The organism is Nocardia sp. NPDC019219 (assembly GCF_040632645.1).
Taxonomy (GTDB): Bacteria; Actinomycetota; Actinomycetes; order Mycobacteriales; family Mycobacteriaceae; genus Nocardia; species Nocardia sputorum.
Map to the genome: position 1 here is coordinate 23,845 of NZ_JBEYCG010000002.1, position 22,699 is coordinate 46,543.

Below are 22,699 nucleotides of genomic sequence, written 5' to 3' on the forward strand. Positions count from 1 at the left end.
TCCTTCATGTCAATGGTGGGGACCGCCGCTTTCGCGATGCGGCGCGTCCTCGTGCAATGTCGAGTATGTGCCCTGTCGGCGGAGAGCCGACCAGCGCTGACCGGCGACGGCCGCGCGAGGCAACCCTGCAAGGGTAGCTGTGCTGCCACCGATCCACCAAACCGGTCCCCGCGGACGAGTGCCCGATCGTTGGCCGGGCACCTCCATTCTAAGGACGCGATGTTGCCGGTCGCCTGTCGGGACCGCCCGCTAACCTGGCGGGCGGCGGTGGTGCGCGGGTGGCGGAAGGGAGTGAGGTGACGGTGTCCGGAGTGCGAGAAGTGATGGACGGCACGGCATTGCTGCGCTGGGGCCGTACCTGTCTCGCCGGCTTGGCGCACCGGCGCGAGGAGATCAACGCGCTCAATGTCTTTCCCGTCCCGGACTCGGACACGGGTACGAACCTGCTGGCCACCATGCGTGCCGCGGTCGAGGCAGGAGAGGCGGCCGGTGCGCGGGCGAACGCGGACGGGAGCGCGGCCCGTGCCGTCGCCGTCGCGATGGCGCACGGCGCGACGGTCGGGGCTCGGGGCAATTCCGGGATCATCCTGTCCCAGGTGCTGCGCGGCGTCGCGGACGCGGTGGACGGCGGCCCGTTCACGGGGGACAGCCTGCGCGCCGCGCTGGCCAGGGCATCCGGGCTGGTCCGGGAGGCACTGAGCGTGCCGATCGAAGGGACCATTCTCACCGTGCTGGACCGCGCGACCACGGCGGCCGCGCGATGCCCGGACCAGGAGCTGGCGAACGTGGCGCTGGCGGCCGCGGACGGCGCGGCCGAAGCGCTCGGGGACACTCCCTTCCAATTGGGTGTGCTGGGTCAGGCGGGTGTCGTCGACGCGGGAGCCCGCGGGTTGGTCGTGTTGCTGGACAGCTTGGTCACCGTGACCCGAGGCGAGGCGCCCACGCGTCCGGAGTACCCCCGGCCGTCGGCGGCGCGGAGCGCGCCTGCCTGCGCCGCCGAACCGCGCTACGAAGTGATGTATCTACTGGCCGATTCCGACGAGCGGAGGGTCGCCGCGCTGCGCGCCCGTCTGGGTGAACTCGGCGACTCGGTCGTGGTGGTCGGCGACGGGCTCGGCTCCTGGTCGGCGCATGTGCACTGCGCCGACGCGGGTGCGGCGGTGGAGGCGGGCATCGCGGCGGGCGTGCTGAGCCGGATCCGCATCGAGAACGTGCTGCGCACGTCGCATCCGGACGTGCGGGCCGGGTCCGGCGACTCCGTCACCGCCGAGGTCGGCGAACGTGCGAACTGGGCCGATCTCGCTCCTGGCGCGACGTCCGGCTTGCCGACCCGACCCGGCCGGGAAGGCGGCTTCGCAGGCTCCGCGCCGACCGCCGATACGAATCATGCGGTGGTCGGTGTGCTCGGCCCGGGCGCGGCGGCGACGCCGGGGGTTCCGGCGGATCGCGGGATCTTGGCCGTGGTGGCGGGCGCGGGTGCGGCGGCGTTGTTCGAGGACGCGGGCGCCGTGGTGCTGGCGGGCGACGAGCCGGTCACGGCGGCGGCGCTGCTGGCCGCGATCCGGCGGATGCCGAACCGCGAAGTGCTGGTGCTGCCCAACGGCGCGCTGCCCGCGCACGAATTGGTCGCCGTCGGCGTCGCCGCGCGCGACGCCCGTCGCGACGTGCTGCTGCTGCCGAGCGCGTCGATGGTGCAGGGACTGGCCGCCTTGGCCGTGCACGACCGCGGGCGGATCGCGGTGGACGACGCGTTCGCCATGTCGGAGGCGGCGGCCACGACGCGGTGGGGATCGCTGCGCGCGGCGACCGAGCGCGCGCTCACCATGGTCGGCACCTGCGAACCGGGCGACGGGCTCGGACTGGCCGGGCACGACGTCGTCGTGATCGAGCGCGACGTGCGCGCGGCCGGGCGGACACTGCTGGACCGGCTGCTCGCTTTCGGCGGCGAGCTGGTCACGCTGCTGGTGGGCGCGGCCGCGCCGGAAGGTCTCGGCGACGAACTCGCCAGGTACGTCGAGCAGAACTTTCCCGGGGTCGAGGTGATCGTGTATTCCGGTGGGCAGCACGGTGATTCGGTGCAGATCGGAGTGGAATAGGGCATGGCGACACTGGGTGATCGGCTCGACCACATCCTCGGGGCGAAGGCGGCGGCCTCGCTGGCGGACGCGTTCGACATGCAGACCGTCGAGGATCTGCTGCGGCACTATCCCCTGCGGTACGCGACGCAGGGGCAGCCGCTCACCGAGGAGGCGCCCGAGGACGGTTCGCACATCACCGTCATCGGCCGGATCACCAAGGCCGAGCTGCGGCCGATGCGCAACCGCCGCGGGTCGTTGCTGAAGGTGGTCCTCGACACCGGCTCCGGCCGTGGCGTCGACGTCACCTTCTTCCATGGCGACAAGGTGAAACACGTGGTCCGTGCGGGTTTGCGGGCGATGATGTCGGGCACGGTGACGTACTGGCGGCCCGGTCAGTGGAATCTGAGCCACCCCGGCTACCTGATCCTGCCGGAGACCGAGGACGACACCGACTCGGTCGGCGCGCTGACGAAGGTACGCGGCGGCGGGGACCTGCGCGGTCTCGCGCAGAGCGCGCGAGGCGCGGGCGGGGTGGACACGGCGTTCATGGAACGCGAGTTCATCCCGGTCTACCCGGCCACCGCGAAGGTGCAGAGTTGGGACGTGCTGGCCTGCGTTCGGCAGGTGCTCGACCAGCTCGACCCGCTCGACGATCCGCTGCCGGAGGACGTGCGCGCCGAGCGCGCGCTGCCGAACCTGTCCGACGCGCTACGCCTGATCCACCTGCCCGAGCGCAAGTCCGATATCGATCAGGCCAAGGACCGGTTGCGTTTCGACGAGGCGCTGGCCTTGCAGCTGGTGCTGGCCGAGCGCAGGCACGAGGTGTCCGGGCGGCGGGCCCGTGCCTGCGCGCCGCGCGCCGACGGCATCGCCGCCGCGTTCGACCAGCGCCTGCCCTTCGATCTGACCGCGGGGCAGCAGCAGGTCGTGGCCGAGATCTCCGCCGACCTGGCTCGGGAGCAGCCGATGCACCGGTTGCTGCAAGGCGAGGTGGGCTCCGGCAAGACGATCGTCGCCCTGCACGCCATGCTGCAGGTGGTGGACGCGGGATTGCAGTGCGCGCTGCTCGCCCCGACGGAAGTGCTCGCCGCGCAGCACTATCGGTCGCTGCGCGGCATGCTCGGTGAGCTGGGCGCCGCGGGCGAGCTGGGCGCGGCCGACCACGCCACCCGCGTGGTGTTGGTGACCGGGTCGATGTCGGCCGCGGCCAAGAAGGCCGCGCTGCTGGAGGCGGTGACCGGCGAGGCGGGCATCGTGATCGGCACGCACGCGCTGATCCAGGACAACGTCGAGTTCTTCGATCTCGGCATGGTGGTGGTCGACGAGCAGCATCGTTTCGGGGTGGAACAGCGAGATGCGCTGCGCGCCAAGGCGAAAGCGGGCACCAGCCCGCATCTGCTGGTGATGACCGCGACCCCGATCCCGCGCACCATCGCCATGACCACGCTCGGCGATCTGGAGACGTCCACGCTGACCGAATTGCCGAAAGGCCGTTCGCCGATCGTCTCCAAGGTGGTGCCGCGCCGGTTGCACCCGAACTGGATGGATCGCGCCTGGGAGCGGATCGTGGAGGAGGTCGCCGCCGGTCGCCAGGCATATGTGGTGTGTTCGCGCATCGGTGACGACGAGGAGCCGGCGGGCAAGTCGCGCAACGGACGCGCGAAGTCCGGCGACGGCGCGAAGGAGGGCCCGGCCACCCAGGCGGTGCTCGACGTGTTCGAGATGCTGCGCGGCGGCCCGCTGTCCGGCGTGCGGGTCGGCTTGCTGCACGGCAGACTCCCCGCCGACGAGAAAGACCAAGTGATGCGGGCGTTCAACGACGGATCGGTGGATGTGCTGGTGTGCACCACCGTGGTCGAGGTCGGCGTGGACGTGCCCAACGCGACGGTGATGGTGATCGTGGACGCCGACCGGTTCGGCGTCAGTCAGTTGCATCAGCTGCGCGGCCGTATCGGCCGGGGCGAGCACCCCGGGTTGTGTCTGCTGGTCACGGACGCCGCGCCGGGCGGGTCGGCCATGGCGCGGCTGGACGCGGTCGCCGCCACCACCGACGGCTTCGAACTGTCGGTGCTCGACCTGCGGACCCGCCGCGAGGGTGACGTGCTCGGGGCCGCCCAGTCCGGCACGGCCCGTTCGCTGCGGCTGCTGTCGCTGCTGGACGATCTCGAGGTGATCACCGCGGCCCAGGAATTCGCCCGGGCCGTCGTGGCGTCCGACCCGGGCCTGCGCAAGCACCCCGGTCTGGCCGGGATGATGCACGCGGCGGTGGACTCCGAGCGGCTGGAGTACCTGGCGAAGTCCTGACGCCGCTCGACGTCGCCGCGTCGATCGGGGCGAGCTACGGGGTGGACGAACCCGACCACATCGCCACGGTCACCGCCCGAGCCGCGGGTAGGGCAGGTCGGTGCTGGTGTGCTCGGCGACCGCCAGCGGACTGCCGATGTGCGGGAAGGCCCGCTGCGGGCACGCGGGACGCTCGCACACCTTGCAGCCGGCCCCGATCGGGACCGACGCCGCCGGGTCGTCCAACTGCAATCCGGCCGAGTACACCAACCGGTCGGCGTATTCGACATCGCAGCCGAGGCCGATCGCGAAGTTCTTCGCGGCGGCGCCGAATCCGTGCGGGGCGATCGCCGCGGTGCGGGCCACCCACAGGTAGCGGCGGCCGTCGGGCATCTCGGCCACCTGGGTCAGGATGCGGCCGGGGTTGGAGAAGGCCTCGTGCACCACCCACAGCGGGCAACTGCCGCCGACCCGGGAGAAATGGAACGCGGTCGCGGACTGACGCTTGGAGATGTTGCCCGCCCGGTCGGTGCGCACGAAGAAGAACGGGACGCCGCGCTGGCCCTGCCGCTGCAGCGTGCTGAGCCGATGGCAGATGGTCTCGAAGCCGACTTCGAAACGCAGACCGAGCAGGTCGATGTCGTAGTGCAGTTCCTCGGCCGAGCGCAGGAATCGCCCGTACGGCAGGACCAGCGCGCCCGCGAAATAATTGGCCAGCCCGATCCGTGCCAGTGTGCGGGACTCGCCGCTGAGCGACGGGCTCTCGGCCAGCACGGCATCCAGTTCGGCCCCGTACAAGAGGAAGCCGAGCGTGGTGGCGATCTGGAAGGCGCGCTGGCCCGGCCGCAACCGGCGGGCGAGCGTGAGCGTCCGGGTCTCCGGGTCGTAGTGCCGTTTGGGAACGGTGCGGTCGGCGCCGTCGCCGCGCACCAAGACGGTGACCCCGGCGCGTTCCTCGGCGATGCGGGCGAGCTGGCGATCCAGCGAGCCGATGGTGAGTCCGGAGTTCTCGAACAACTGTTCCGCGGCGATGTCGAGCTGCGGAATGTGGTTGTGATGGTCGTAGAAGAAGTCGCGCACGTCCTCGTAGGGCATGGGCACTCCGGGCGCGCCCGCCGGGGCGGAGACCCGCGCCGACAGCAGATCGAGCTGATCGGTGGCGGCGCGTAGTCGGCGATGCATCGCCACGACGATCCGGGCGACCTCCGGCTGGCGGGTGGCCAGCTCCTCCACTTCGGTCAGCGGGGCGGTGTGCCCGCCCGCGGCGTCGATGAGCACTTCGTGCAGGTCCGACACGAGACGCGCGTCGGAATCGGCGGCGAAGAACTGGACGTCCAGATCGAAGGTGGAATTGAGTTTCAGCAGTACGGGAATGGTGAGTGGGCGCTGGTCGCGCTCGAGCTGATTGAGGTAGCTCGGCGACAGATCCAGCGATTTCGCCAGAGCCGCCTGAGTCATCCTCCGCTCTTCGCGCAATCGCCGAAGCCGGGCGCCCGCATACATCTTGCGCACGTGCACGATGGTAGCTGCGATGATTCGCAATCATCGCAAAAACACGCGTTATTACCCACGAAAATATGCTTTTGCAAGGTGTTCAGCAATGTATTCGATCTGCGTAGCGTGCGAAGAGAGGTTTTGCCGCCGTGTCGTGGAGGATGCATGAGAATACACACCGTACGAGCCCGTTCCGCCGCCGAGGAGTTCCCGCGCGCGGAGCATCTCGCGACGAAGATCGCCGAGGTGGCCGCGGACCCGGTCGAAGTCACCACCGAAGTCGCCGCGATGATCGTCAACCGGATCATCGACAACGCCGCGGTAGCCGCCGCGGCGCTGACGCGCCGCCCGGTGGCCGCGGCGCGCGCTCAGGCCACCGCGCAGCCCTACTCGCCGCGCGCAGGTCGCCGAGGCGCGACGGTGTTCGGTTTGCCCGTCCGGCAGCGGGTTTCGCCCGAATGGGCCGCTTGGGCCAATGGCGTCGCGGTGCGGGAGCTGGACTTCCACGACACCTTCCTCGCCGCGGAGTACTCGCATCCCGGTGACAACATCCCACCGATCCTCGCCGTCGCCCAGCATCTCCGCCGCGGCGGCGCCGACCTGATTCGCGGGCTGGCCACCGGCTACGAGATCCAGATCGATCTGGCTCGCGGGATCTGTCTGCACGAGCACAAGATCGACCATGTCGCCCACCTCGGCCCCTCCGTCGCGGCCGGCATCGGAACGCTGCTCGAACTCGACACCGAAACCATCTACCAGGCGCTCGGCCAGACCCTGCACACCACCACGGCGACGCGGCAATCCCGCAAAGGCGAGATCTCCAGCTGGAAGGCGTACGCTCCGGCGTTCGCGGGGAAGACGGCGGTGGAGGCCGTGGATCGCGCGCTGCGGGGCGAGGGTGCGCCCGCGCCGATCTGGGAGGGCGCCGACGGCGTGATCGCCCGGCTGCTCGGCGGGCCGGACGCCGCATACCGGGTGCCGCTGCCCGGGCCGGGCGAGGCCAAACGGGCCATCCTGGACAGCTACACCAAGGAACACTCGGCCGAATATCAGAGCCAGGCGCCGATCGATCTCGCTCGCCGAATGCGCGCGCGGATCGGCGACCTCGAGCAGATCGTCTCCATAGTGCTGCATACCAGTCACCACACACACGTGGTGATCGGCACGGGTTCCGGCGATCAGCAGAAGTTCGATCCGCACGCCAGTCGCGAAACCCTCGACCATTCGGTGCCGTATATCTTCGCGGTCGCGCTGCAAGATGGGAGCTGGCACCACGAGCGGTCCTACGCGCCGGAGCGGGCGCGACGGCCGGACACCGTCGCGCTGTGGCGCAAGATCAGTACGACCGAGGATCCGGACTGGACCCGCCGCTATCACGCCACCGATCCTCGCGAGAAGGCATTCGGCGCACGAGCTGTCGTGACACTGCGGAGCGGGGAGACGATCGTCGACGAACTGGCGGTCGCCGACGCGCATCCGCTGGGAGCGCGCCCCTTCGGCCGGACGCAGTACATCGCCAAGTTCCGGGCCTTGGCCGAGGGTGTGCTCGACGAGGACGAGCAGGCGCGTTTCCTCGACGTGGCGCAGCGGACGCCGGAACTGGCGCCCGGGGAGCTGGACCAGCTGAGTTTCACCGTATCCGAGCAGGTGCTGAGCCGGGCGCCGCGGATTCCGGAAGGAGTCTTCTGATGCGCGCGCCGGTGGGTACGGTGACCGGCCTGCTTTCGTCTGCGGTGAGCGCGGAACACAAGCGCGTGGCGTTCCGGGCCGGTCTGGCCTCCGGGCGTATCCAGCGAATGCCGGGTGCCTTCGACCCGTTGGTGGCCCGGGTGATCCAGGAGATCGGGTTCGAAGGCGTATACGTCTCGGGCGCGGTGACAGCGGCCGAGCTGGCCCTGCCCGACATCGGGCTGACCACCCTCGGCGAGGTGACCGCGCGCGGGCAGCAGATCACACGTGCGACCGAGCTTCCGGTGCTCATCGACGCGGACACCGGCTTCGGCGAGCCGATGAACGCCGCCCGCACCGTGACCCTCTTGGAGGACGCGGGGCTGGCGGGCTGCCACATCGAGGACCAGGTCAACCCGAAGCGTTGCGGGCACCTCGACGGCAAGTCCGTGGTGCCGGTCGAGGATATGGTGCGGCGGTTGCGCGCCGCCGTGTCGGCCCGGCGCGACCCGAACTTCGTCGTCTGCGCCCGCACCGACGCACGCGCGACCGAAGGATTGGCCTCGGCGACCGATCGGGCCAAGGCCTACGCGGACGCCGGTGCGGACCTGATCTTCGCCGAAGCGCTGGCCGACGCCTCGGAGTTCGCGAGATTCCGTGCTGCCGTGCGAGTTCCCTTGCTGGCGAACATGACCGAGTTCGGCAAGTCCGAACTGCTCCCGGCGCGCCTGCTCGAAGAGCTCGGCTACAACGCGGTCATCTATCCGGTGACCACCTTGCGACTGGCCATGCACGCCGTGGAGAACGGGCTACGCGACATCGACCGCACCGGGACCCAGGCCGCGCTGCTCGACCGCATGCAGCATCGGTCCCGCCTCTATGAACTACTGCGCTACCAGCGCTACAGCGAATTCGACGCAGGAATATTCACCTTCACCGTGAGCGAGTGAACGATATGACCGAGATCAAGAAGGGCCTGGCGGGCGTGGTGGTCGACACCACCGCCGTCTCGAAGGTGGTACCGGAGACCAACTCCCTGACCTATCGCGGCTACGCGGTGCCGGATCTGGCCCGGCACTGCGGGTTCGAGGAGGTCGCCTACCTGCTCTGGTACGGCGAACTGCCGGACTCCGCGCAACTGGAGCTGCTGTGCGGGCGCGAGCGCGCCCAGCGCCGGATCGATCGGTCCGTACTGTCGCTGATCGAGAAGATGCCCGACTCGTGTCATCCGATGGACGTGGTGCGGACGGTGGTGAGTTATCTGGGAGCCGAGGACCCGGAGGAGGATCTCACCGGCGCCCCGGCCCGGCGGGCGCTGCTGGCCAAGGCGCTGCGCTTGACGGCGATGCTGCCCACCGTGATCGCGGCCGACATGCGCAGGCGGCGCGGGCTGGATTTCGTCGCGCCGCACTCGCACTTGGGTTTCGCGGAGAACTTCCTGAACATGTGTTTCGGTGCGGTACCCGATCCACGCATCGTCAAGGCGTTCGAGACCTCCTTGATCCTCTACGCGGAACACGGTTTCAACGCCTCGACCTTCGCCGCCCGGGTGGTCACCTCGACCCGATCGGACATCTACAGCGCGGTCACGGCCGCGATCGGCGCGCTGAAAGGCCCGCTGCACGGCGGTGCCAACGAGGCCGTCATGCACGCGCTGCTGGAGATCGGCGAACCGGAACGAGCCCGCGAATGGTTGCGCGGCAAGCTCGCGGACAAGCAGAAAGTGATGGGGTTCGGGCACCGGGTCTATCGGAACGGCGACTCCCGGGTGCCGACCATGCGGGCGCAGTTGGCGCAGGTCGTGGCGGTGACCGGCGGCGAGCGGTGGCTGCGGGTCTGCGCCGCGCTGGAACGCGCGATGGACGAGGCCACCGGTATCAAGCCGAACCTGGATTTCCCGGCCGGTCCCGCCTACTACCTGATGGGCTTCGACATCGCCATGTTCACGCCGATCTTCGTGATGAGCAGGATCACCGGGTGGACCGCGCACATCATCGAGCAGGCGGCGTCGAACGCGCTGATCCGGCCGTTGTCGGAGTACATCGGCGTCCCGCAGCGCGAGCTGGCGGTCAGTCGCTGACCGGAGCCGCCGCCGGATGCATCCCCTTCCGCGCCGAGCAATTGCTTGGTTGAATGTTGCCGTCCGGCGTCCCGGCAGCAGGAAGTGAGCAGAACCGATGCCCGATCCCGACGAACTCGTGCGTGCGATGTGCCGAAGCTGGTCCGACCCCGATCCGGATCGGATCAGCGCCTACTTCGCCGAGGACGCCGTCTACCACAACATCCCGATGGAACCCGTCGTCGGCCGCGCCGCCATCCGCGACTTCATCGCGGGTTTCCTGACCACGTTCGATGGCATCGACTTCGACATCCACCACCAGATCGCCTCCGGCGCCGTGGTGATGAACGAGCGCACCGACACCCTCCGCTCCGCAGGCCGCGAGACCCCGCTCCCGGTCATGGGCTTCTTCGAAGTCGCCGACGGCGAGATCACCGTATGGCGCGATTACTTCGACATGGCCGCCATCAACCGAGCCTTCGGCCTGTAGACCGGCGGAAAATTCCTTCTCTTGCTTGGAACCGAATCAGGGGTGGGCGCGTCGAAAGTAGGCAAGAGGGGAAAGACGGTGTCGTGGTCGACTTGTGAGGAGGGGTAGCCGATGGAGCGTTGTTCCGGGTGTCATACGGCATGGCGACGGGGGATGCGGGCGCGGGCGCGGGAGTTGCCGGTGACGCGGCGGGAGGAACCGTGTGATCGGTACACCCTACGGCGGCGGCAGCCCCCGCGACCCGAGCCGGAATCCAGTTGAAGGCGTAGCTGATTCGGTGCCCCCTTCGACAGGCGAAGGGGGCACCGATCATCGATCAGTGGTCAGGTCACCGTACCGCTGCCGCCGCGGCGACCATGTTGCGCAGGGAGGCTTCCACCTCGGTGCGTCCTCTGGTCTTGAGCCCGCAGTCGGGATTCACCCAGAGGCGTTCGGCCGGAATGGCTTTCAGCGCCGCCCGCAACGACGTGGTGATCTCCTCCACGCTGGGCACCCGCGGTGAGTGGATGTCGTACACGCCGGGGCCTACCCCGAGGTCGAATCCCGAGGCGTTCAGGTCGTCGAGCACCTCCATGCGGGAACGCGCCGCCTCGATGGACGTGACATCGGCGTCCAGCCCGGCGATCGCTTCGATCACCTCGCCGAATTCCGAGTAGCACAGGTGCGTGTGGATCTGCGTCGCATCGGACACCCCGGAGGTCGCGAGCCGGAACGACAGCACCGACCACTCCAGATAACCGGGCTGCTCGGCCGCACGCAGTGGAAGCAGTTCACGCAAGGCCGGCTCGTCGACCTGGATGACCCGGATGCCCGCCGATTCCAGGTCCACGGTCTCGTCCCGGATGGCCAGCGCCACCTGGCGGGCGGACTCGCTCAACGGTTGGTCGTCGCGCACGAAGGACCACGCCAGAATGGTCACCGGACCGGTCAGCATGCCTTTCACCGGCTTGTCGGTGAGCGACTGCGCGTACCCGATCCAGTCGACGGTCATCGGCTCCCGCCGCGCGACGTCCCCGAACAGGATCGGCGGCCGCACGCAGCGCGTCCCGTAGGACTGCACCCACCCGTGCTCGGTCGCCGCGAACCCCTCGAGATGTTCGGCGAAGTACTGCACCATGTCGTTGCGCTCCGGCTCGCCGTGCACCAGCACGTCGAGCCCCAGTTCCTCCTGCAGCGTGATGACCTCCGCGATCTCCGCGCGCATCCGGCGCACGTACTCCGCCTGGTCGATCTCGCCCTTGCGCAGCGCGGCGCGCGCCAGCCGGATGGCCGAGGTCTGCGGGTAGGAACCGATCGTCGTGGTCGGCAGGGCAGGCAGCCGCAAACGGTCCCGTTGCAGTTCCCGGCGTTGTTCGGCGGGCGCGCGGCGGGCGGCGTCCGGACCGAGCGCCGCCAGGCGCGCGCGTACCCCCGGATCGTTCAGCCGCGGATCCGACTTCCGCGACGCCAGCGCCTCCCGGACCGCGGTCAATTCGGCATCGATCGCCTCCGCGCCCTCGCGCAGGCCGGTCGCGAGCAGCCGGATCTCGGTCACTTTCTCCGCGCCGAACGCCAGCCAGGACCGCAGACGCTCGTCCAACCGCGTCTCGCCGGCCAGTGTGTACGGCACGTGCAGCAACGAGCACGAACTCGAAACCGCCACGTGTCCGGCCGATCCCAGCAACAAACCGAGAGTGGCCACGGCTCGGTCGAGGTCGGTGCGCCAGACGTTGCGCCCGTCCACGACACCGGCGACGACCAGCTTGCCGGTCAGCGCGGGCACGGCCGCCACCGCGGCGACGTCGACGCCGGAGGTGAAGTCGAGCGCGACTCCTTCTATGCCGGTGCGCGCCAGCGCCGCGAGTGCCGCGTCCGGCTGTCCGAAGTAGGTCGCGACGAGGATCGCCGGGCGCTCGGTGGCCTCGGCGAGTTCCTCGTAGGTGACCTGGAGCAGGTCGATTTCCGCCGCGGTGAGGTCGGTGACCAGCACCGGCTCATCGATCTGCACCCACTCGGCGCCGGCGACGGCGAGCCTGCGCAGCAGTTCCCGGTAGAGCGGCAGCAGTTCGATCAGCCGGGCGAGTGCTGGGCCGCCGGTCGCCTTCGCCAGCTTCAGGAAGGTGAGCGGGCCGATCACGACCGGCCGCGCGGGCACACCCAGCTCCAGCGCCTCCTCGACTTCCGCCAGCAGCTTCTCCGGGTGCAGCGAGAACGCGGTCTCCGGGCCGATTTCCGGCACCAGGTAGTGGTAGTTGGTGTCGAACCACTTGGTCATCTCCAAGGGCTCGACCGTGTCGGTGCCGCGGGCGGCGGCGAAATACCGGTCCAGCGGATCCGTGATCCCGGCGACCCGGGGCGGCAGCGCGCCCAGCAGCTCGGCGGTGTCGAGCATGTGGTCGTAGTAGGAAAACGTGCCGACGGGGATGGAGTCCAAGCCCGCGGCGCGCATGTCGGCGAACTGGGCCTGCCGCAAGTCGCGCGCCACGGCGTGCAACCGGCCCGCGTCGATCTTGCCCGCCCAATAGGCTTCGATAGCCCGCTTCAGTTCGCGTCGTGGCCCCACTCGTGGAAGCCCGAGAACCGTCGCGGTGAACGGCTTCTGCTGTGCAACAGTCACGATGTTTCTCCATTGCTGAGGACGAAAGCCATCGCCATACGGGCAGGCGGAGAACCTTATGACATGCCGGTGAATGTTCCCGGCCGAGGAGCCCGACACGTCAGCTGGTGATCCGCGCGCCCAATCCACGAGGCGGTGGCCGCCGGGTACGGCGTACCCGGCACGGCTGGCAGGTCTTCGGACTCGCGGGCACCGGCCGTGCGGGCCGGCGTACGCCGGAGTGCTCCCGATGGCCGACCTACTGGCCGTCGCTTCCCGAGTCGCGGAGCCTTCCGGCCCGGTGAACTCAGTGCCTGGTGACGGCGGTCGTTCCTGCATACCGCTGCGGGACAGTCCCGGATTCTCACCGGGTTCCCTCTCACCCGCCGTGACGTCGCCGCACGGACGGGCTCGACTCCGTGGCGCGACGTCGGGGCTCCATCTCGTCGCGCTGCGGTGAACCAGCTGCCTCCTCAGCATAGGACGAGACGGGACGAGCGCGTCGAACCGGACCCGGTCGCCCGGCGTCGCATCGGTTGCCGACGCGCCGCATTTGTGTCGGCACGATGAACGCAACTTCGCAACGGTGCTAGTCGGCTTTGTGAAAAGTTCGCGAAGGGGGATTCCATGTCGGTGCGGTTCACGCAGCCGGGTACCTTAGGTCAATGTTCTCGAAAGTCTTGGTTGCCAACCGTGGCGAGATCGCCATCCGAGCCTTCCGCGCGGCTTACGAACTCGGCATCGGGACGGTCGCCGTGTTCCCGTACGAGGACCGCAATTCGGTCCATCGGTTGAAGGCGGCGGAGTCGTATCAGATCGGCGAGCCCGGCCATCCGGTGCGGGCGTATCTGTCGATCGAGGCGATCATCGAGGCGGCCAAGTCCGCGGGCGCCGACGCCATCTACCCCGGGTACGGATTCCTGTCGGAGAACCCGGATCTGGCGGCGGCGTGTGCCCGGGAGGGCATCACCTTCATCGGCCCGTCGGCCGAAGTGCTCGAACTGGCGGGTAACAAGGCGCGCGCCATCGACGCGGCCAAGGCGGCCGGCCTGCCGGTGTTGCGTTCGAGCGCACCGTCGTCGGACGTGGAGCAGCTGCTGGCCGCGGCGAACGAGCTGGAATACCCGATCTTCGTCAAGGCCGTCGCGGGTGGCGGCGGGCGCGGGATGCGCAGGGTCGCCGCACCCGAGCAGTTGCGCGAGTCGATCGAGGCGGCTTCCCGGGAGGCGGAGTCGGCGTTCGGCGACCCGACGGTGTTCCTGGAGCAGGCGGTGGTGAATCCCCGTCACATCGAGGTGCAGATCCTGGCCGACCAGCACGGCAATGTGATGCATCTGTTCGAGCGGGACTGCTCGGTGCAGCGCAGGCACCAGAAGGTGATCGAGCTGGCGCCCGCGCCGAATCTGGACCCCGCACTGCGCGACCGGATCTGCGCCGACGCGGTGGCCTTCGCCCGGCAGATCGGCTACTCGTGCGCGGGCACCGTGGAGTTCCTGCTGGACGAGCGCGGCAACCACGTCTTCATCGAGATGAACCCGCGCATCCAGGTGGAACACACGGTGACCGAGGAGATCACCGACGTCGACCTGGTGCAGTCGCAGCTGCGCATCGCCGCCGGGGAAACGCTCGAGCAGCTGGGTCTGAGCCAGGAGGCCGTGACCATCCGGGGTGCGGCGTTGCAGTGCCGGATCACCACCGAGGACCCGGCCAACGGGTTCCGTCCGGACACCGGCCGGATCACCGCCTACCGCACGCCCGGCGGCGCGGGCATCCGCCTGGACGGCGGGGCCAACCTGGGCGCCGAGATCGGGGCCTACTTCGACTCCATGCTGGTCAAGCTCACCTGCCGGGGCCGCGACTTCGGTGCGGCGGTGGCGCGGGCGAGCCGGGCGCTGGCCGAGTTCCGGATCCGCGGCGTGGCCACCAACATACCCTTCCTGCTGGCGGTGCTGGACGATCCCGACTTCAAGGCGGGCCGGGTCACCACCTCGTTCATCGACGAGCGCCCGCAGCTGCTGACCTTGCGGCAGTCCGCCGACCGCGGCACCAAGATCCTCGACTACCTGGCCGACGTCACCGTGAACAAGCCGCACGGTGAGCGCCCGACCACGGTGTACCCGCACGACAAGCTGCCCGCGATCGATCCGAGCGTGCCGCCGCCGGACGGCTCCCGGCAGCGGCTGCTGCGGCTGGGTCCGGAAGGTTTCGCGCGGGCGTTGCGTGAGCAGAAGGCGGTCGGCGTCACCGACACCACCTTCCGTGACGCGCACCAGTCGCTGCTGGCCACCCGCGTGCGTACCAACGGCCTGCTCGGGGTGGCGGGGCATGTGGCGCGGTTGACGCCGGAGCTGCTGTCGGTGGAGTGCTGGGGCGGCGCGACCTACGACGTGGGGTTGCGGTTCCTGTACGAGGACCCGTGGGAGCGGCTGGCGGCGTTGCGGGAGGCGATCCCGAACATCTGCCTGCAGATGCTGCTGCGCGGCCGCAACACCGTCGGTTACACCCCGTATCCGGAGGCGGTGACCCGCGCGTTCGTCTCCGAGGCGACCGCGACGGGCATCGACATCTTCCGGATCTTCGACGCGCTCAACAACGTCGACCAGATGCGCCCGGCCATCGACGCGGTCCGCGAGACCGGGACCGCGATCGCGGAGGTCGCGATCAGCTACACCGGGGATCTGTCGAATCCGGACGAGTCGCTCTACACCCTGGACTACTACCTGAAGCTGGCCGAGCAGATCGTCGACGCGGGCGCGCACGTGCTGGCGATCAAGGACATGGCCGGCCTGCTGCGCGCCCCGGCCGCGACCACGCTGGTCACCGCGTTGCGCAGCAATTTCGATCTGCCGGTGCACGTGCACACCCACGACACCCCGGGCGGGCAGCTGGCCACCTATCTGGCCGCCTGGCAGGCGGGCGCCGACGCCGTCGACGGCGCGAGCGCCGCGATGGCCGGGACCACCAGCCAGCCCGCGCTCTCTGCGATCGTCGCCGCGGCCGCCCACAGTGAATACGACACCGGGTTGAACCTGCAGGCCGTGTGCGACCTGGAGCCGTACTGGGAGGCGTTGCGGAAGGTCTACGCGCCGTTCGAGTCCGGGCTGCCCGCGCCCACCGGCCGCGTCTACACCCACGAGATCCCCGGCGGTCAGTTGTCGAACCTGCGCCAGCAGGCGATCGCGCTCGGGTTGGGCGACCGGTTCGAGGAGGTGGAGGCGAAGTACGCCGCCGCCGACCGGCTGCTCGGGCGTCTGGTGAAGGTCACGCCGTCCTCGAAGGTCGTCGGCGACCTGGCGCTGGCGCTGGTCGGCACCGGTGTCGAGGTGGAGGACTTCGCCGCCGATCCCGGCCGCTACGACATCCCGGATTCGGTGATCGGGTTCCTGCGCGGCGAACTCGGCACCCCTGCCGGCGGCTGGCCCGAACCGTTCCGCAGCAAGGCGCTGGCCGGGCGCGGCGCGGCCAAGCCCGAGACACCGTTGACGCCCGCCGACGAGAAAGGCCTGGCGGGTAGCTCCGCGGAGCGGCGGGCTACGTTGAACCGGCTGCTGTTCCCCGGCCCGACCGCCGAATTCCTCGCCCACCGCGAGAAGTACGGCGACACCTCCGGGTTGTCGGCCAACCAGTTCTTCTACGGTCTGCGCCGCGGCGAGGAACACCGGGTGCAGCTGGAGAAGGGCGTCACCCTGCTCATCGGCTTGGAAGCCATTTCGGAACCAGACGAGCGCGGCATGCGCACGGTGATGTGCATCCTCAACGGGCAGCTGCGGCCGGTGTCGGTGCGCGACCGGTCGATCGCCAGCGAGGTCCCGGCCGCGGAGAAAGCCGACAAAGCCAACCCCGGCCACGTCGCGGCGCCGTTCGCCGGTGTCGTCACTCTCGCGGTGGCCGAAGGCGATTCGGTCGCGGCGGGCGACACCATCGGCACCATCGAGGCGATGAAGATGGAAGCCGCGATCACCGCGCCGCGGGCGGGCACCGTCGGCCGCGTCGCCATCGGCGCCGTGCAACAGGTCGAAGGCGGCGACCTGCTCATCGAGCTGACGGTCCGGGAGTCGTCCGCCGGATGACGCGGATCGTCGCCGGAACGGCGGGCGGGCGGCGCCTCCGGGTGCCGCCCGCGGGCACCAGGCCGACCTCCGACCGGGTGCGGGAGGCGCTGTTCAGCGCGTTGGACGCTCGGCTGGACTTCGCGGGCACGCGGGTGCTGGACCTGTACGCGGGTTCCGGCGCGCTCGGGCTGGAAGCGTTGTCACGCGGTGCGCAGCACGCGCTGCTGGTCGAGTCCGACCGCAAGGCGGCGGCGGTGGTCCGCGGCAATATCGCCGAGCTGGGGCTGCCCGGCGCGGAATTGCGCGTCGCGACCGTGGCCGGTGTGCTGCAACTGGGCGGGGCGGGCGTTTTCGACGTGGTGTTCTCCGACCCGCCCTATGCGCTGGACAACGCCGCGGTGCTCGCCGACCTGCGGTCGCTGACCGAGCACGGCTGGCTGCGCCCCGGTGCGTTCGTCGTGCTGGAGCGTTCGGCGCGCTCGCCCGAAACGGCTTGGCCCGCAGGCTTCGTCCCGGCCAAGCCGCGCCGATACGGCGAAACCCGCATCGATCTGGCGGAGTACGAGCCGGACGCCTAGACGCGGACCGGCCACTCGCGCCCGGCCGGGTGAGTCCTGCTAGCGTCGCCTCATGGCAGGAGCACTGTGCCCCGGATCGTTCGACCCCGTGACCTACGGACACCTCGACGTCTTCACCCGGGCCGCGGCCCAGTTCGACGAGGTCGTCATCACCGTCATGATCAATCCGAAGAAGCAGGGCATGTTCACCGTCGAGGAGCGCATGGAGATGCTGCGCGAGTCGACCGCGCACCTGGGCAACGTGCGGGTGGAGTCGTGGCAGGGCCTGACGGTGGATTTCGCCCGCGAGCAGGGCATCACCGCGATCGTGAAGGGTCTGCGCGACGCGGGCGACTTCGGCTACGAACTGCAGATGGCGCAGATGAACAAGAAGCTCTCCGGGGTGGACACGTTCTTCATCGCCACCAACCCGTCCTTCAGCTTCCTGTCCAGCTCACTGGTCAAGGAGGTCGCCGCGTACGGCGGCGACGTCACCGACATGCTGCCCCCCTCGGTGCACAAGCGCCTCGTCGACCGTCTGGCCGAGCGCAAGAACTGACGGAGAACCCGCCAGCGGCGGGGGAGCCCTAGAAGACCAGCCCGCGCAGGGCGAGGAAGCGCATGCCGCCGACCGCGGCGGTGATCGCCAGGATGGCGGCGGCCTGCGCGGTGTCTCCGAGGCCGGGAGCCCAGAGGCCGAGCGCGGCCAGCGCCGCGGTCGTGACGCCGAGGCCGACGAGCGCGAGCCCACCGCCTTCCCACTGGGCGGTGAACCAGCCGACCCGTGCCGCGGCGTGGAAGGTGAGCTGACGGTGCAGTTCGTTGGCGATCATCGTGCTGACGATGGAGCCGACGACGTTGGCGACCAGCGGCCCGACGCCGTGCATGGCGAAGAACAGCAGGACGTAGGCGATGTTGCTGGACCCGCCCACCAGCGCGAAACGGATCAGCTGCGCGAACGCGCGATCGCCGCGCAGATAGCGGGTGAGCTGTCCGAACCTGGTCGCGACCGAGGTCGTCGGCAACACGGGGTATGGGCCCACCCACGGCACGAAGAAGCTGGTGGCGCTCCCTCCACCCGGTCGGGGTAGTTCCAGAACAGTCATCGTCTTTCCGATCGAACACAGGCCATCGGCAGAGACAACGGCGATGGTGATCGCCCGCTTCCCCGTCGACTCTTGGCAGGTTCCGTTCCTCGCGCATGTTCAGCGATCGCTGACGCGTCGGAACCTGTCAACATTCGACGGCAGGTTGCCCGTACCTCCGGCTTCCTGGTCCGCGATCCGGGGACCGCGGTAGGGGTGAAGATCTTGGTCGACCTTCCAGAAGAATGTAACACGAAGCGGAGAGGCGGTCTCCACTTGATTTCTGTGGCGTGCGAGACACTGGCCCGACACACCGGAAAGTGACTCGGCACGAGCGGTGACGACGGGCACACTGGGGCTCGGCGGAAAGTTTCGCCGTGAGTCCGCAGGAGGGTAGTGAGCATGTATCGCGTATTCGAAGCGCTCGACGAACTGGTCGCCATTGTCGAAGAGGCCCGCGGCATCCCGCCGACCCGCAGCTGCATCGTGCCGCGCGGCGACGTGCTCGAGCTACTCGACGACGTCCGCGACGCGCTGCCCGGCGAACTCGACGACGCCCAGGACGTGCTCGACCATCGCGACAAGATCGTCTCCGATGCCAGGACCGCGGCCGAGACCGCCGTGACCGGCGCGAACGAGCAGGCCGAGCGCACCATCGGCTCCGCGCGCGAGGAAGCCGACCGCATCCTGGCCGACGCCAAGGCGCATGCCGACCGCATGGTCGCCGAGGCGAGCGCGCACGCCGATCGTCTCGTCGCCTCCGCTCAGGAGGAAGCCGACCGCGTGGTGGCCGACGGGAATGCCGAATACGAGGCGGTGACCGGACGGGCGCGCGTCGAGTCCGAGCGGATGATCGAGGCGGGCAAGGCCGCCTACGACCGTTCCGTCGCCGAAGGGCTCGCCGAGCAGGAGCGGCTGGTCACGCAGACCGAGGTGGTCCGCGCCGCGCACGCCGAATCGGCCAGGGTGATCGACGCCGCGCATGCCGAAGCCGATCGCCTGCGCGAGGAATGCGACCACTACGTCGACTCCAGGCTGGCCGATTTCGAGGAGACGCTGACCAGCACGCTGCGCACGGTCGGACGGGGGCGGCATCAGCTGCGCAGCGGGGCGGGCGCACCCGACTACGCCGGCGAATTCCGCAGGTAGCGGCGTCGAACGGAGTGGGGGCGGGTTTGGGTCCGTCCCACATGATCGCGTATTGTTGAGTGGTTGCCCGTATCCCTCGATCGTGAGTGAGTTCGTGATGCCCGCCGGTTCCGGTTCCGCGTCGCGTCCGCAGTCGGCCAAGCGCCGGCCGCCGGACGGTGGTTTCGTGCTGGACACCCGCAGCCTCGGTCGCAGGCCGGGGACCATGCGCGAGCTGCGCCGCACCGTCACCACCGAGCAGCGGATCGGCCTGGATCTGATCGCCGTTCCCGTGGGCGCGCAGGTGGAACTCGACCTGCAGTTGCAGGCGGTGTCCGAGGGTGTGCTGGTCACCGGGACGGTGTCCGCGCCGGTCGAAGGCGAGTGCTCGCGCTGCCTCGAGCCGTTCGGCGACGAGATCACCTTGCAAGTGACCGAGTTGTTCGCCTACCCGCACAGCACCACGGAGCAGACCACCGAGGACGACGAGGTCTACCGCATGGTCGACGACCTCATCGATCTGGAGCCCGTGGTGATCGACGCCGTCGGCCTGGAGCTGCCGCTGCAGCCGCTGTGCACGCCCGATTGCGCGGGATTGTGCCCGGAATGCGGCGTACGGATGGCGATTGCGGGATCCGACCACCGGCATGAGATACTTGACCCTCGCTGGGCCGGACTGGCTAAATTCGCCTCCGGATCGCCCGGCACCGGCAGCCCCGACGAGGGTGCGGCCGACCGAGACCATTGAGCAAGACCGATCAGCCGAACCGGCAGAGCAATCAGACAGAGGAGAAGTAGTCGTGGCCGTTCCCAAGCGCCGGATGTCCCGTTCCAACACCAGGTCGCGGCGCAGCCAGTGGAAGGCCACCGCGCCGACCCTGATCACCTGCCCGAACCGCGCGTGCGGCGAGAAGACTCTCCCGCACATCGCGTGCCCGTCCTGCGGCACCTACAAGGGCCGCCAGGTCACCGCCGCGGTCTGATCGTTCGACCTGTCGTAGCAACGTGACCGACGAACCCGACTCGTCCGGTGAACACGCGAGCCTGCTCGCCGCGTTGGGCGTCGATGTGCAGCCGGACCTGTTGCGTCTCGCGCTGACCCATCGCTCGTACGCGTACGAGAACGGCGGTCTGCCGACGAACGAGCGTCTCGAGTTCCTCGGCGACTCCGTGCTCGGGCTGAGCATCACCGAACGGCTGTATCACGAACATCCCTCGAAGAGCGAGGGTGAGCTGGCCAAACTGCGCGCGAGCGTGGTGAACATGCGCGCCCTCGCGGAAGTGGCCCGCGGGCTCGGCGAAGGCGGCCTCGGTGTGCACCTGCTGCTCGGCAAAGGTGAGGAACTCACCGGCGGCCGGGACAAGGAGAGCATCCTCGCCGACGGCATGGAGTCGCTGCTGGGCGCCGTGCATCTGCAGCACGGCATCGAAGTGGCTCGCTCCGTGGTGTTGCGGCTGTTCGCGGAGCTGCTCGAGCGTGGACCGCGCATGGGCGCGGGCCTGGACTGGAAGACGAGCCTGCAGGAACTCACCGCCGAGCGTGGTCTCGGCGTGCCCAGCTACGAGATCACCTCGACGGGGCCGGACCACGACAAGGAATTCACCGCCACCACGGTGGTCGGCGGACGAGCCTACGGGCAAGGTGTAGGCCGGTCGAAGAAGGAAGCCGAGCAGAAGGCCGCAGGGGCCGCCTACGAGGCGCTGACCGCCGAAACCTGACGTGCCCGAACTACCCGAGGTCGAGGTCGTGCGACGCGGGCTCGCCGAACACGCGGTCGGCCGGGTCGTCGAATCGGTGGCGATCACCCATCCCCGCTCGGTGCGCCGCCATCTCGAAGGCGCCGCCGATCTCGCCGCCCGGCTGACCGGCCTCGAGGTCGAGTCGGCCGAGCGGCGCGGCAAATTCCTCTGGCTGACCTTCGACGACCCGGAAGTGGCCCTGGTCGTGCATCTCGGCATGAGCGGTCAGATGCTGGTCCAGCCCATGGACGCGCCGTTGGAGAAGCACGCGCATATCCGCGCCACCTTCGGCGACGGCACCCAGCTGCGCTTCGTCGACCAGCGCACCTTCGGCGGCTGGGCGCTCGCCCCGCTGGTCGAGGTGGACGGCACCCTGGTGCCGCAGCCCGTCGCGCACATCGCCCGCGACCCGCTGGACCCACGTTTCGACGTCGAGTCCGTGGTCGCCGCCATCCGGGGCAAACAGAGTGAGATCAAACGCGTCCTGCTCGATCAAGGCGTCGTCTCCGGGATCGGCAACATCTACGCCGACGAGGCGCTGTGGCGTGCGAAGATCCACGGCGGCCGGCTCGCCTCGGGGCTGTCGCGGTCCGCGGTGCGCAGGTTGCTGGCCGAAGTCGGCGCGGTGATGGGCGAAGCGCTCGCGGCGGGCGGTACCTCGTTCGACGCGCTCTATGTGAACGTCAACGGCCAGTCGGGCTACTTCGAACGCTCGCTCGCCGTATACGGTCGGGAGCACGAACCGTGTCGCCGGTGTGGTGCGCCGATCATCCGGGAGCGGTTCATGAACCGCTCGTCCTACTCCTGCCCGCGCTGCCAGCCGAAGCCTCGTCGTCGGTAGCGCGGGCGAGCTACCGTTTCCTCAGGGCGGTTCGGAATGTCAGCCGACCGTGAGGAAGGGAAGCATGCGCAAGCTCACCTATTACGTCGCGTCGACCATTGACGGATTCATCGCCACCGAGGACGGCTCGGTCGATTTCTTCCCCGTCGGCGGCGATCACGGTCCGTCTATCAACGCGCAGTATCCCGAGACGCTGCCGACCAAGGTGCGCGAGGCGATCGGGTTGGAGGAACGCAATCGCTACTTCGACACGGTGCTGATGGGACGCAAGACGCACGACTTCGGCGTCCGCACCGGCACATCGACTCCGTACGCGCACCTGCGGCAGTTCGTGGTCTCGACCACGCTGCCCGAGAGCCCGGATCCGGCCGTCGAGCTGATCTCGGAGAACCCGGTCGAGAGGGTCCGTGCGCTCAAGCGGGAGAGCGGATTGGGCATCTGGCTGTGCGGTGGTGGCGAACTGGCGCAGGTGCTGCTGCCGGAGATCGACCAGATCTTCCTCAAGCTCTACCCGATCGTGCTCGGCCGCGGCCGAGCGCTGTTCGGCGCCGGGTCGCGGCTGCCGGAACCGGCCAAGTTCCGGGTGATCACCAGCACGGTGTTCGAGGACGGGGTGGCGTTCGTCAAATACAGCCGGGTGCCGTAGCGC

Annotated in this window: 18 protein-coding genes and 1 riboswitch; of the genes, 15 read left to right on the forward strand and 3 right to left on the reverse strand. The window is 69.4% G+C overall.

Going from position 1 to position 22,699, the window contains the following annotated elements:
- Positions 1 to 323: 323 nt before the first annotated feature.
- Together ABZ552_RS04450 and recG are read left to right on the forward strand one after the other, a co-directional pair.
- Positions 324 to 2,096, forward strand: coding sequence for a DAK2 domain-containing protein (locus tag ABZ552_RS04450; RefSeq protein WP_357435997.1), 1,773 nt, complete (start codon positions 324 to 326; stop codon positions 2,094 to 2,096).
- Between the two features lie 3 nt (positions 2,097 to 2,099).
- Entirely contained in the window at positions 2,100 to 4,382 is a 2,283-nt protein-coding gene (recG, locus tag ABZ552_RS04455; protein WP_357435594.1) for an ATP-dependent DNA helicase RecG, read from the forward strand.
- 69 nt (positions 4,383 to 4,451) lie between these two features.
- Here the strand turns inward: recG and ABZ552_RS04460 are convergent, their stop codons facing one another.
- The gene (locus ABZ552_RS04460) at positions 4,452 to 5,873 is read right to left on the reverse strand and encodes a short-chain fatty acyl-CoA regulator family protein (RefSeq protein WP_357435596.1); all 1,422 of its coding nucleotides are present in this window, start codon (positions 5,871 to 5,873) and stop codon (positions 4,452 to 4,454) included.
- Between the two features lie 147 nt (positions 5,874 to 6,020).
- Here ABZ552_RS04460 and ABZ552_RS04465 point away from each other — a divergent pair, with 147 nt between their 5' ends.
- The 4 genes from ABZ552_RS04465 to ABZ552_RS04480 all read left to right on the forward strand — a co-directional run bounded on the left by ABZ552_RS04465 (position 6,021) and on the right by ABZ552_RS04480 (position 10,072).
- Positions 6,021 to 7,544: an MmgE/PrpD family protein gene (locus tag ABZ552_RS04465; protein ID WP_357435598.1), complete on the forward strand. Its 1,524-nt coding sequence runs from the start codon at positions 6,021 to 6,023 to the stop codon at positions 7,542 to 7,544.
- 20 nt (positions 7,545 to 7,564) lie between these two features.
- Entirely contained in the window at positions 7,565 to 8,473 is a 909-nt protein-coding gene (prpB, locus tag ABZ552_RS04470) for a methylisocitrate lyase (protein WP_357435999.1), read from the forward strand.
- A gap of 5 nt (positions 8,474 to 8,478) precedes the next feature.
- Positions 8,479 to 9,603, forward strand: coding sequence for a bifunctional 2-methylcitrate synthase/citrate synthase (locus ABZ552_RS04475; protein WP_357436000.1), 1,125 nt, complete (start codon positions 8,479 to 8,481; stop codon positions 9,601 to 9,603).
- Positions 9,604 to 9,700: 97 nt separating this feature from the next.
- Positions 9,701 to 10,072, forward strand: a complete 372-nt coding sequence (locus ABZ552_RS04480) for a limonene-1,2-epoxide hydrolase family protein (protein ID WP_357435600.1) — start codon at positions 9,701 to 9,703, stop codon at positions 10,070 to 10,072.
- Between the two features lie 328 nt (positions 10,073 to 10,400).
- Here ABZ552_RS04480 and metE read toward each other — a convergent pair whose 3' ends face one another.
- A complete protein-coding gene (gene metE / locus ABZ552_RS04485) occupies positions 10,401 to 12,668 on the reverse strand; it encodes a 5-methyltetrahydropteroyltriglutamate--homocysteine S-methyltransferase (protein WP_357435602.1) in 2,268 nt (755 codons plus the stop codon).
- A gap of 171 nt (positions 12,669 to 12,839) precedes the next feature.
- A riboswitch (cobalamin riboswitch) is annotated at positions 12,840 to 13,027 on the reverse strand.
- Between the two features lie 285 nt (positions 13,028 to 13,312).
- On the opposite strand from metE, the gene ABZ552_RS04490 reads away from it, so the two are divergent.
- The 3 genes from ABZ552_RS04490 to coaD are packed head-to-tail and all read left to right on the forward strand — an operon-like array spanning position 13,313 to position 17,815.
- Entirely contained in the window at positions 13,313 to 16,717 is a 3,405-nt protein-coding gene (locus ABZ552_RS04490) for a pyruvate carboxylase (RefSeq protein WP_357435604.1), read from the forward strand.
- Positions 16,714 to 17,277: a 16S rRNA (guanine(966)-N(2))-methyltransferase RsmD gene (gene rsmD, locus ABZ552_RS04495; protein WP_281917674.1), complete on the forward strand. Its 564-nt coding sequence runs from the start codon at positions 16,714 to 16,716 to the stop codon at positions 17,275 to 17,277. The genes ABZ552_RS04490 and rsmD overlap by 4 nt, the downstream gene beginning before the upstream one ends.
- Positions 17,278 to 17,329: 52 nt before the next feature.
- Entirely contained in the window at positions 17,330 to 17,815 is a 486-nt protein-coding gene (gene coaD / locus ABZ552_RS04500; RefSeq protein WP_159838696.1) for a pantetheine-phosphate adenylyltransferase, read from the forward strand.
- 28 nt (positions 17,816 to 17,843) lie between these two features.
- On the opposite strand, the gene ABZ552_RS04505 is transcribed toward coaD, so the two are convergent.
- Positions 17,844 to 18,362 (reverse strand): GtrA family protein, encoded by a 519-nt coding sequence (locus ABZ552_RS04505; RefSeq protein ID WP_281878467.1) that lies wholly within the window; start codon positions 18,360 to 18,362, stop codon positions 17,844 to 17,846.
- 381 nt (positions 18,363 to 18,743) lie between these two features.
- Between ABZ552_RS04505 and ABZ552_RS04510 the strand changes: the two genes are divergently transcribed.
- The 6 genes from ABZ552_RS04510 (at position 18,744) to ABZ552_RS04535 (ending at position 22,696) form a co-directional block, all read left to right on the forward strand.
- The gene (locus ABZ552_RS04510; protein WP_159838893.1) at positions 18,744 to 19,490 is read left to right on the forward strand and encodes a DivIVA domain-containing protein; all 747 of its coding nucleotides are present in this window, start codon (positions 18,744 to 18,746) and stop codon (positions 19,488 to 19,490) included.
- A gap of 97 nt (positions 19,491 to 19,587) precedes the next feature.
- Complete coding sequence (locus tag ABZ552_RS04515) at positions 19,588 to 20,217, forward strand: DUF177 domain-containing protein (protein WP_357436002.1); 630 nt, start codon at positions 19,588 to 19,590, stop codon at positions 20,215 to 20,217.
- A 52-nt stretch (positions 20,218 to 20,269) separates the two neighbouring features.
- On the forward strand, positions 20,270 to 20,452 hold the full coding sequence (rpmF, locus tag ABZ552_RS04520; protein ID WP_014987105.1) for a 50S ribosomal protein L32: 183 nt from the start codon (positions 20,270 to 20,272) through the stop codon (positions 20,450 to 20,452).
- A gap of 22 nt (positions 20,453 to 20,474) precedes the next feature.
- The gene (gene rnc, locus ABZ552_RS04525) at positions 20,475 to 21,188 is read left to right on the forward strand and encodes a ribonuclease III (protein ID WP_281878470.1); all 714 of its coding nucleotides are present in this window, start codon (positions 20,475 to 20,477) and stop codon (positions 21,186 to 21,188) included.
- Between the two features lies 1 nt (position 21,189).
- Entirely contained in the window at positions 21,190 to 22,050 is an 861-nt protein-coding gene (gene mutM, locus ABZ552_RS04530) for a bifunctional DNA-formamidopyrimidine glycosylase/DNA-(apurinic or apyrimidinic site) lyase (RefSeq protein WP_357435608.1), read from the forward strand.
- Between the two features lie 64 nt (positions 22,051 to 22,114).
- On the forward strand, positions 22,115 to 22,696 hold the full coding sequence (locus ABZ552_RS04535; protein WP_281878473.1) for a dihydrofolate reductase family protein: 582 nt from the start codon (positions 22,115 to 22,117) through the stop codon (positions 22,694 to 22,696).
- Positions 22,697 to 22,699 lie beyond the last annotated feature (3 nt).

Excerpts from the sequence above, each read along its gene's own strand:
- ABZ552_RS04510 (WP_159838893.1), top strand. The coding sequence starts at position 18,744 with ATGTATCGCGTATTCGAAGCGCTCGACGAACTGGTCGCCATTGTCGAA.
- recG (WP_357435594.1), top strand. The coding sequence starts at position 2,100 with ATGGCGACACTGGGTGATCGGCTCGACCACATCCTCGGGGCGAAGGCG.
- ABZ552_RS04535 (WP_281878473.1), top strand. The coding sequence starts at position 22,115 with ATGCGCAAGCTCACCTATTACGTCGCGTCGACCATTGACGGATTCATC.
- rsmD (WP_281917674.1), top strand. The coding sequence starts at position 16,714 with ATGACGCGGATCGTCGCCGGAACGGCGGGCGGGCGGCGCCTCCGGGTG.
- ABZ552_RS04465 (WP_357435598.1), top strand. The coding sequence starts at position 6,021 with ATGAGAATACACACCGTACGAGCCCGTTCCGCCGCCGAGGAGTTCCCG.
- ABZ552_RS04475 (WP_357436000.1), top strand. The coding sequence starts at position 8,479 with ATGACCGAGATCAAGAAGGGCCTGGCGGGCGTGGTGGTCGACACCACC.
- coaD (WP_159838696.1), top strand. The coding sequence starts at position 17,330 with ATGGCAGGAGCACTGTGCCCCGGATCGTTCGACCCCGTGACCTACGGA.
- ABZ552_RS04450 (WP_357435997.1), top strand. The coding sequence starts at position 324 with ATGGACGGCACGGCATTGCTGCGCTGGGGCCGTACCTGTCTCGCCGGC.
- ABZ552_RS04515 (WP_357436002.1), top strand. The coding sequence starts at position 19,588 with ATGCCCGCCGGTTCCGGTTCCGCGTCGCGTCCGCAGTCGGCCAAGCGC.
- ABZ552_RS04480 (WP_357435600.1), top strand. The coding sequence starts at position 9,701 with ATGCCCGATCCCGACGAACTCGTGCGTGCGATGTGCCGAAGCTGGTCC.
- ABZ552_RS04505 (WP_281878467.1), bottom strand. The coding sequence starts at position 18,362 with ATGACTGTTCTGGAACTACCCCGACCGGGTGGAGGGAGCGCCACCAGC.
- ABZ552_RS04490 (WP_357435604.1), top strand. The coding sequence starts at position 13,313 with ATGTTCTCGAAAGTCTTGGTTGCCAACCGTGGCGAGATCGCCATCCGA.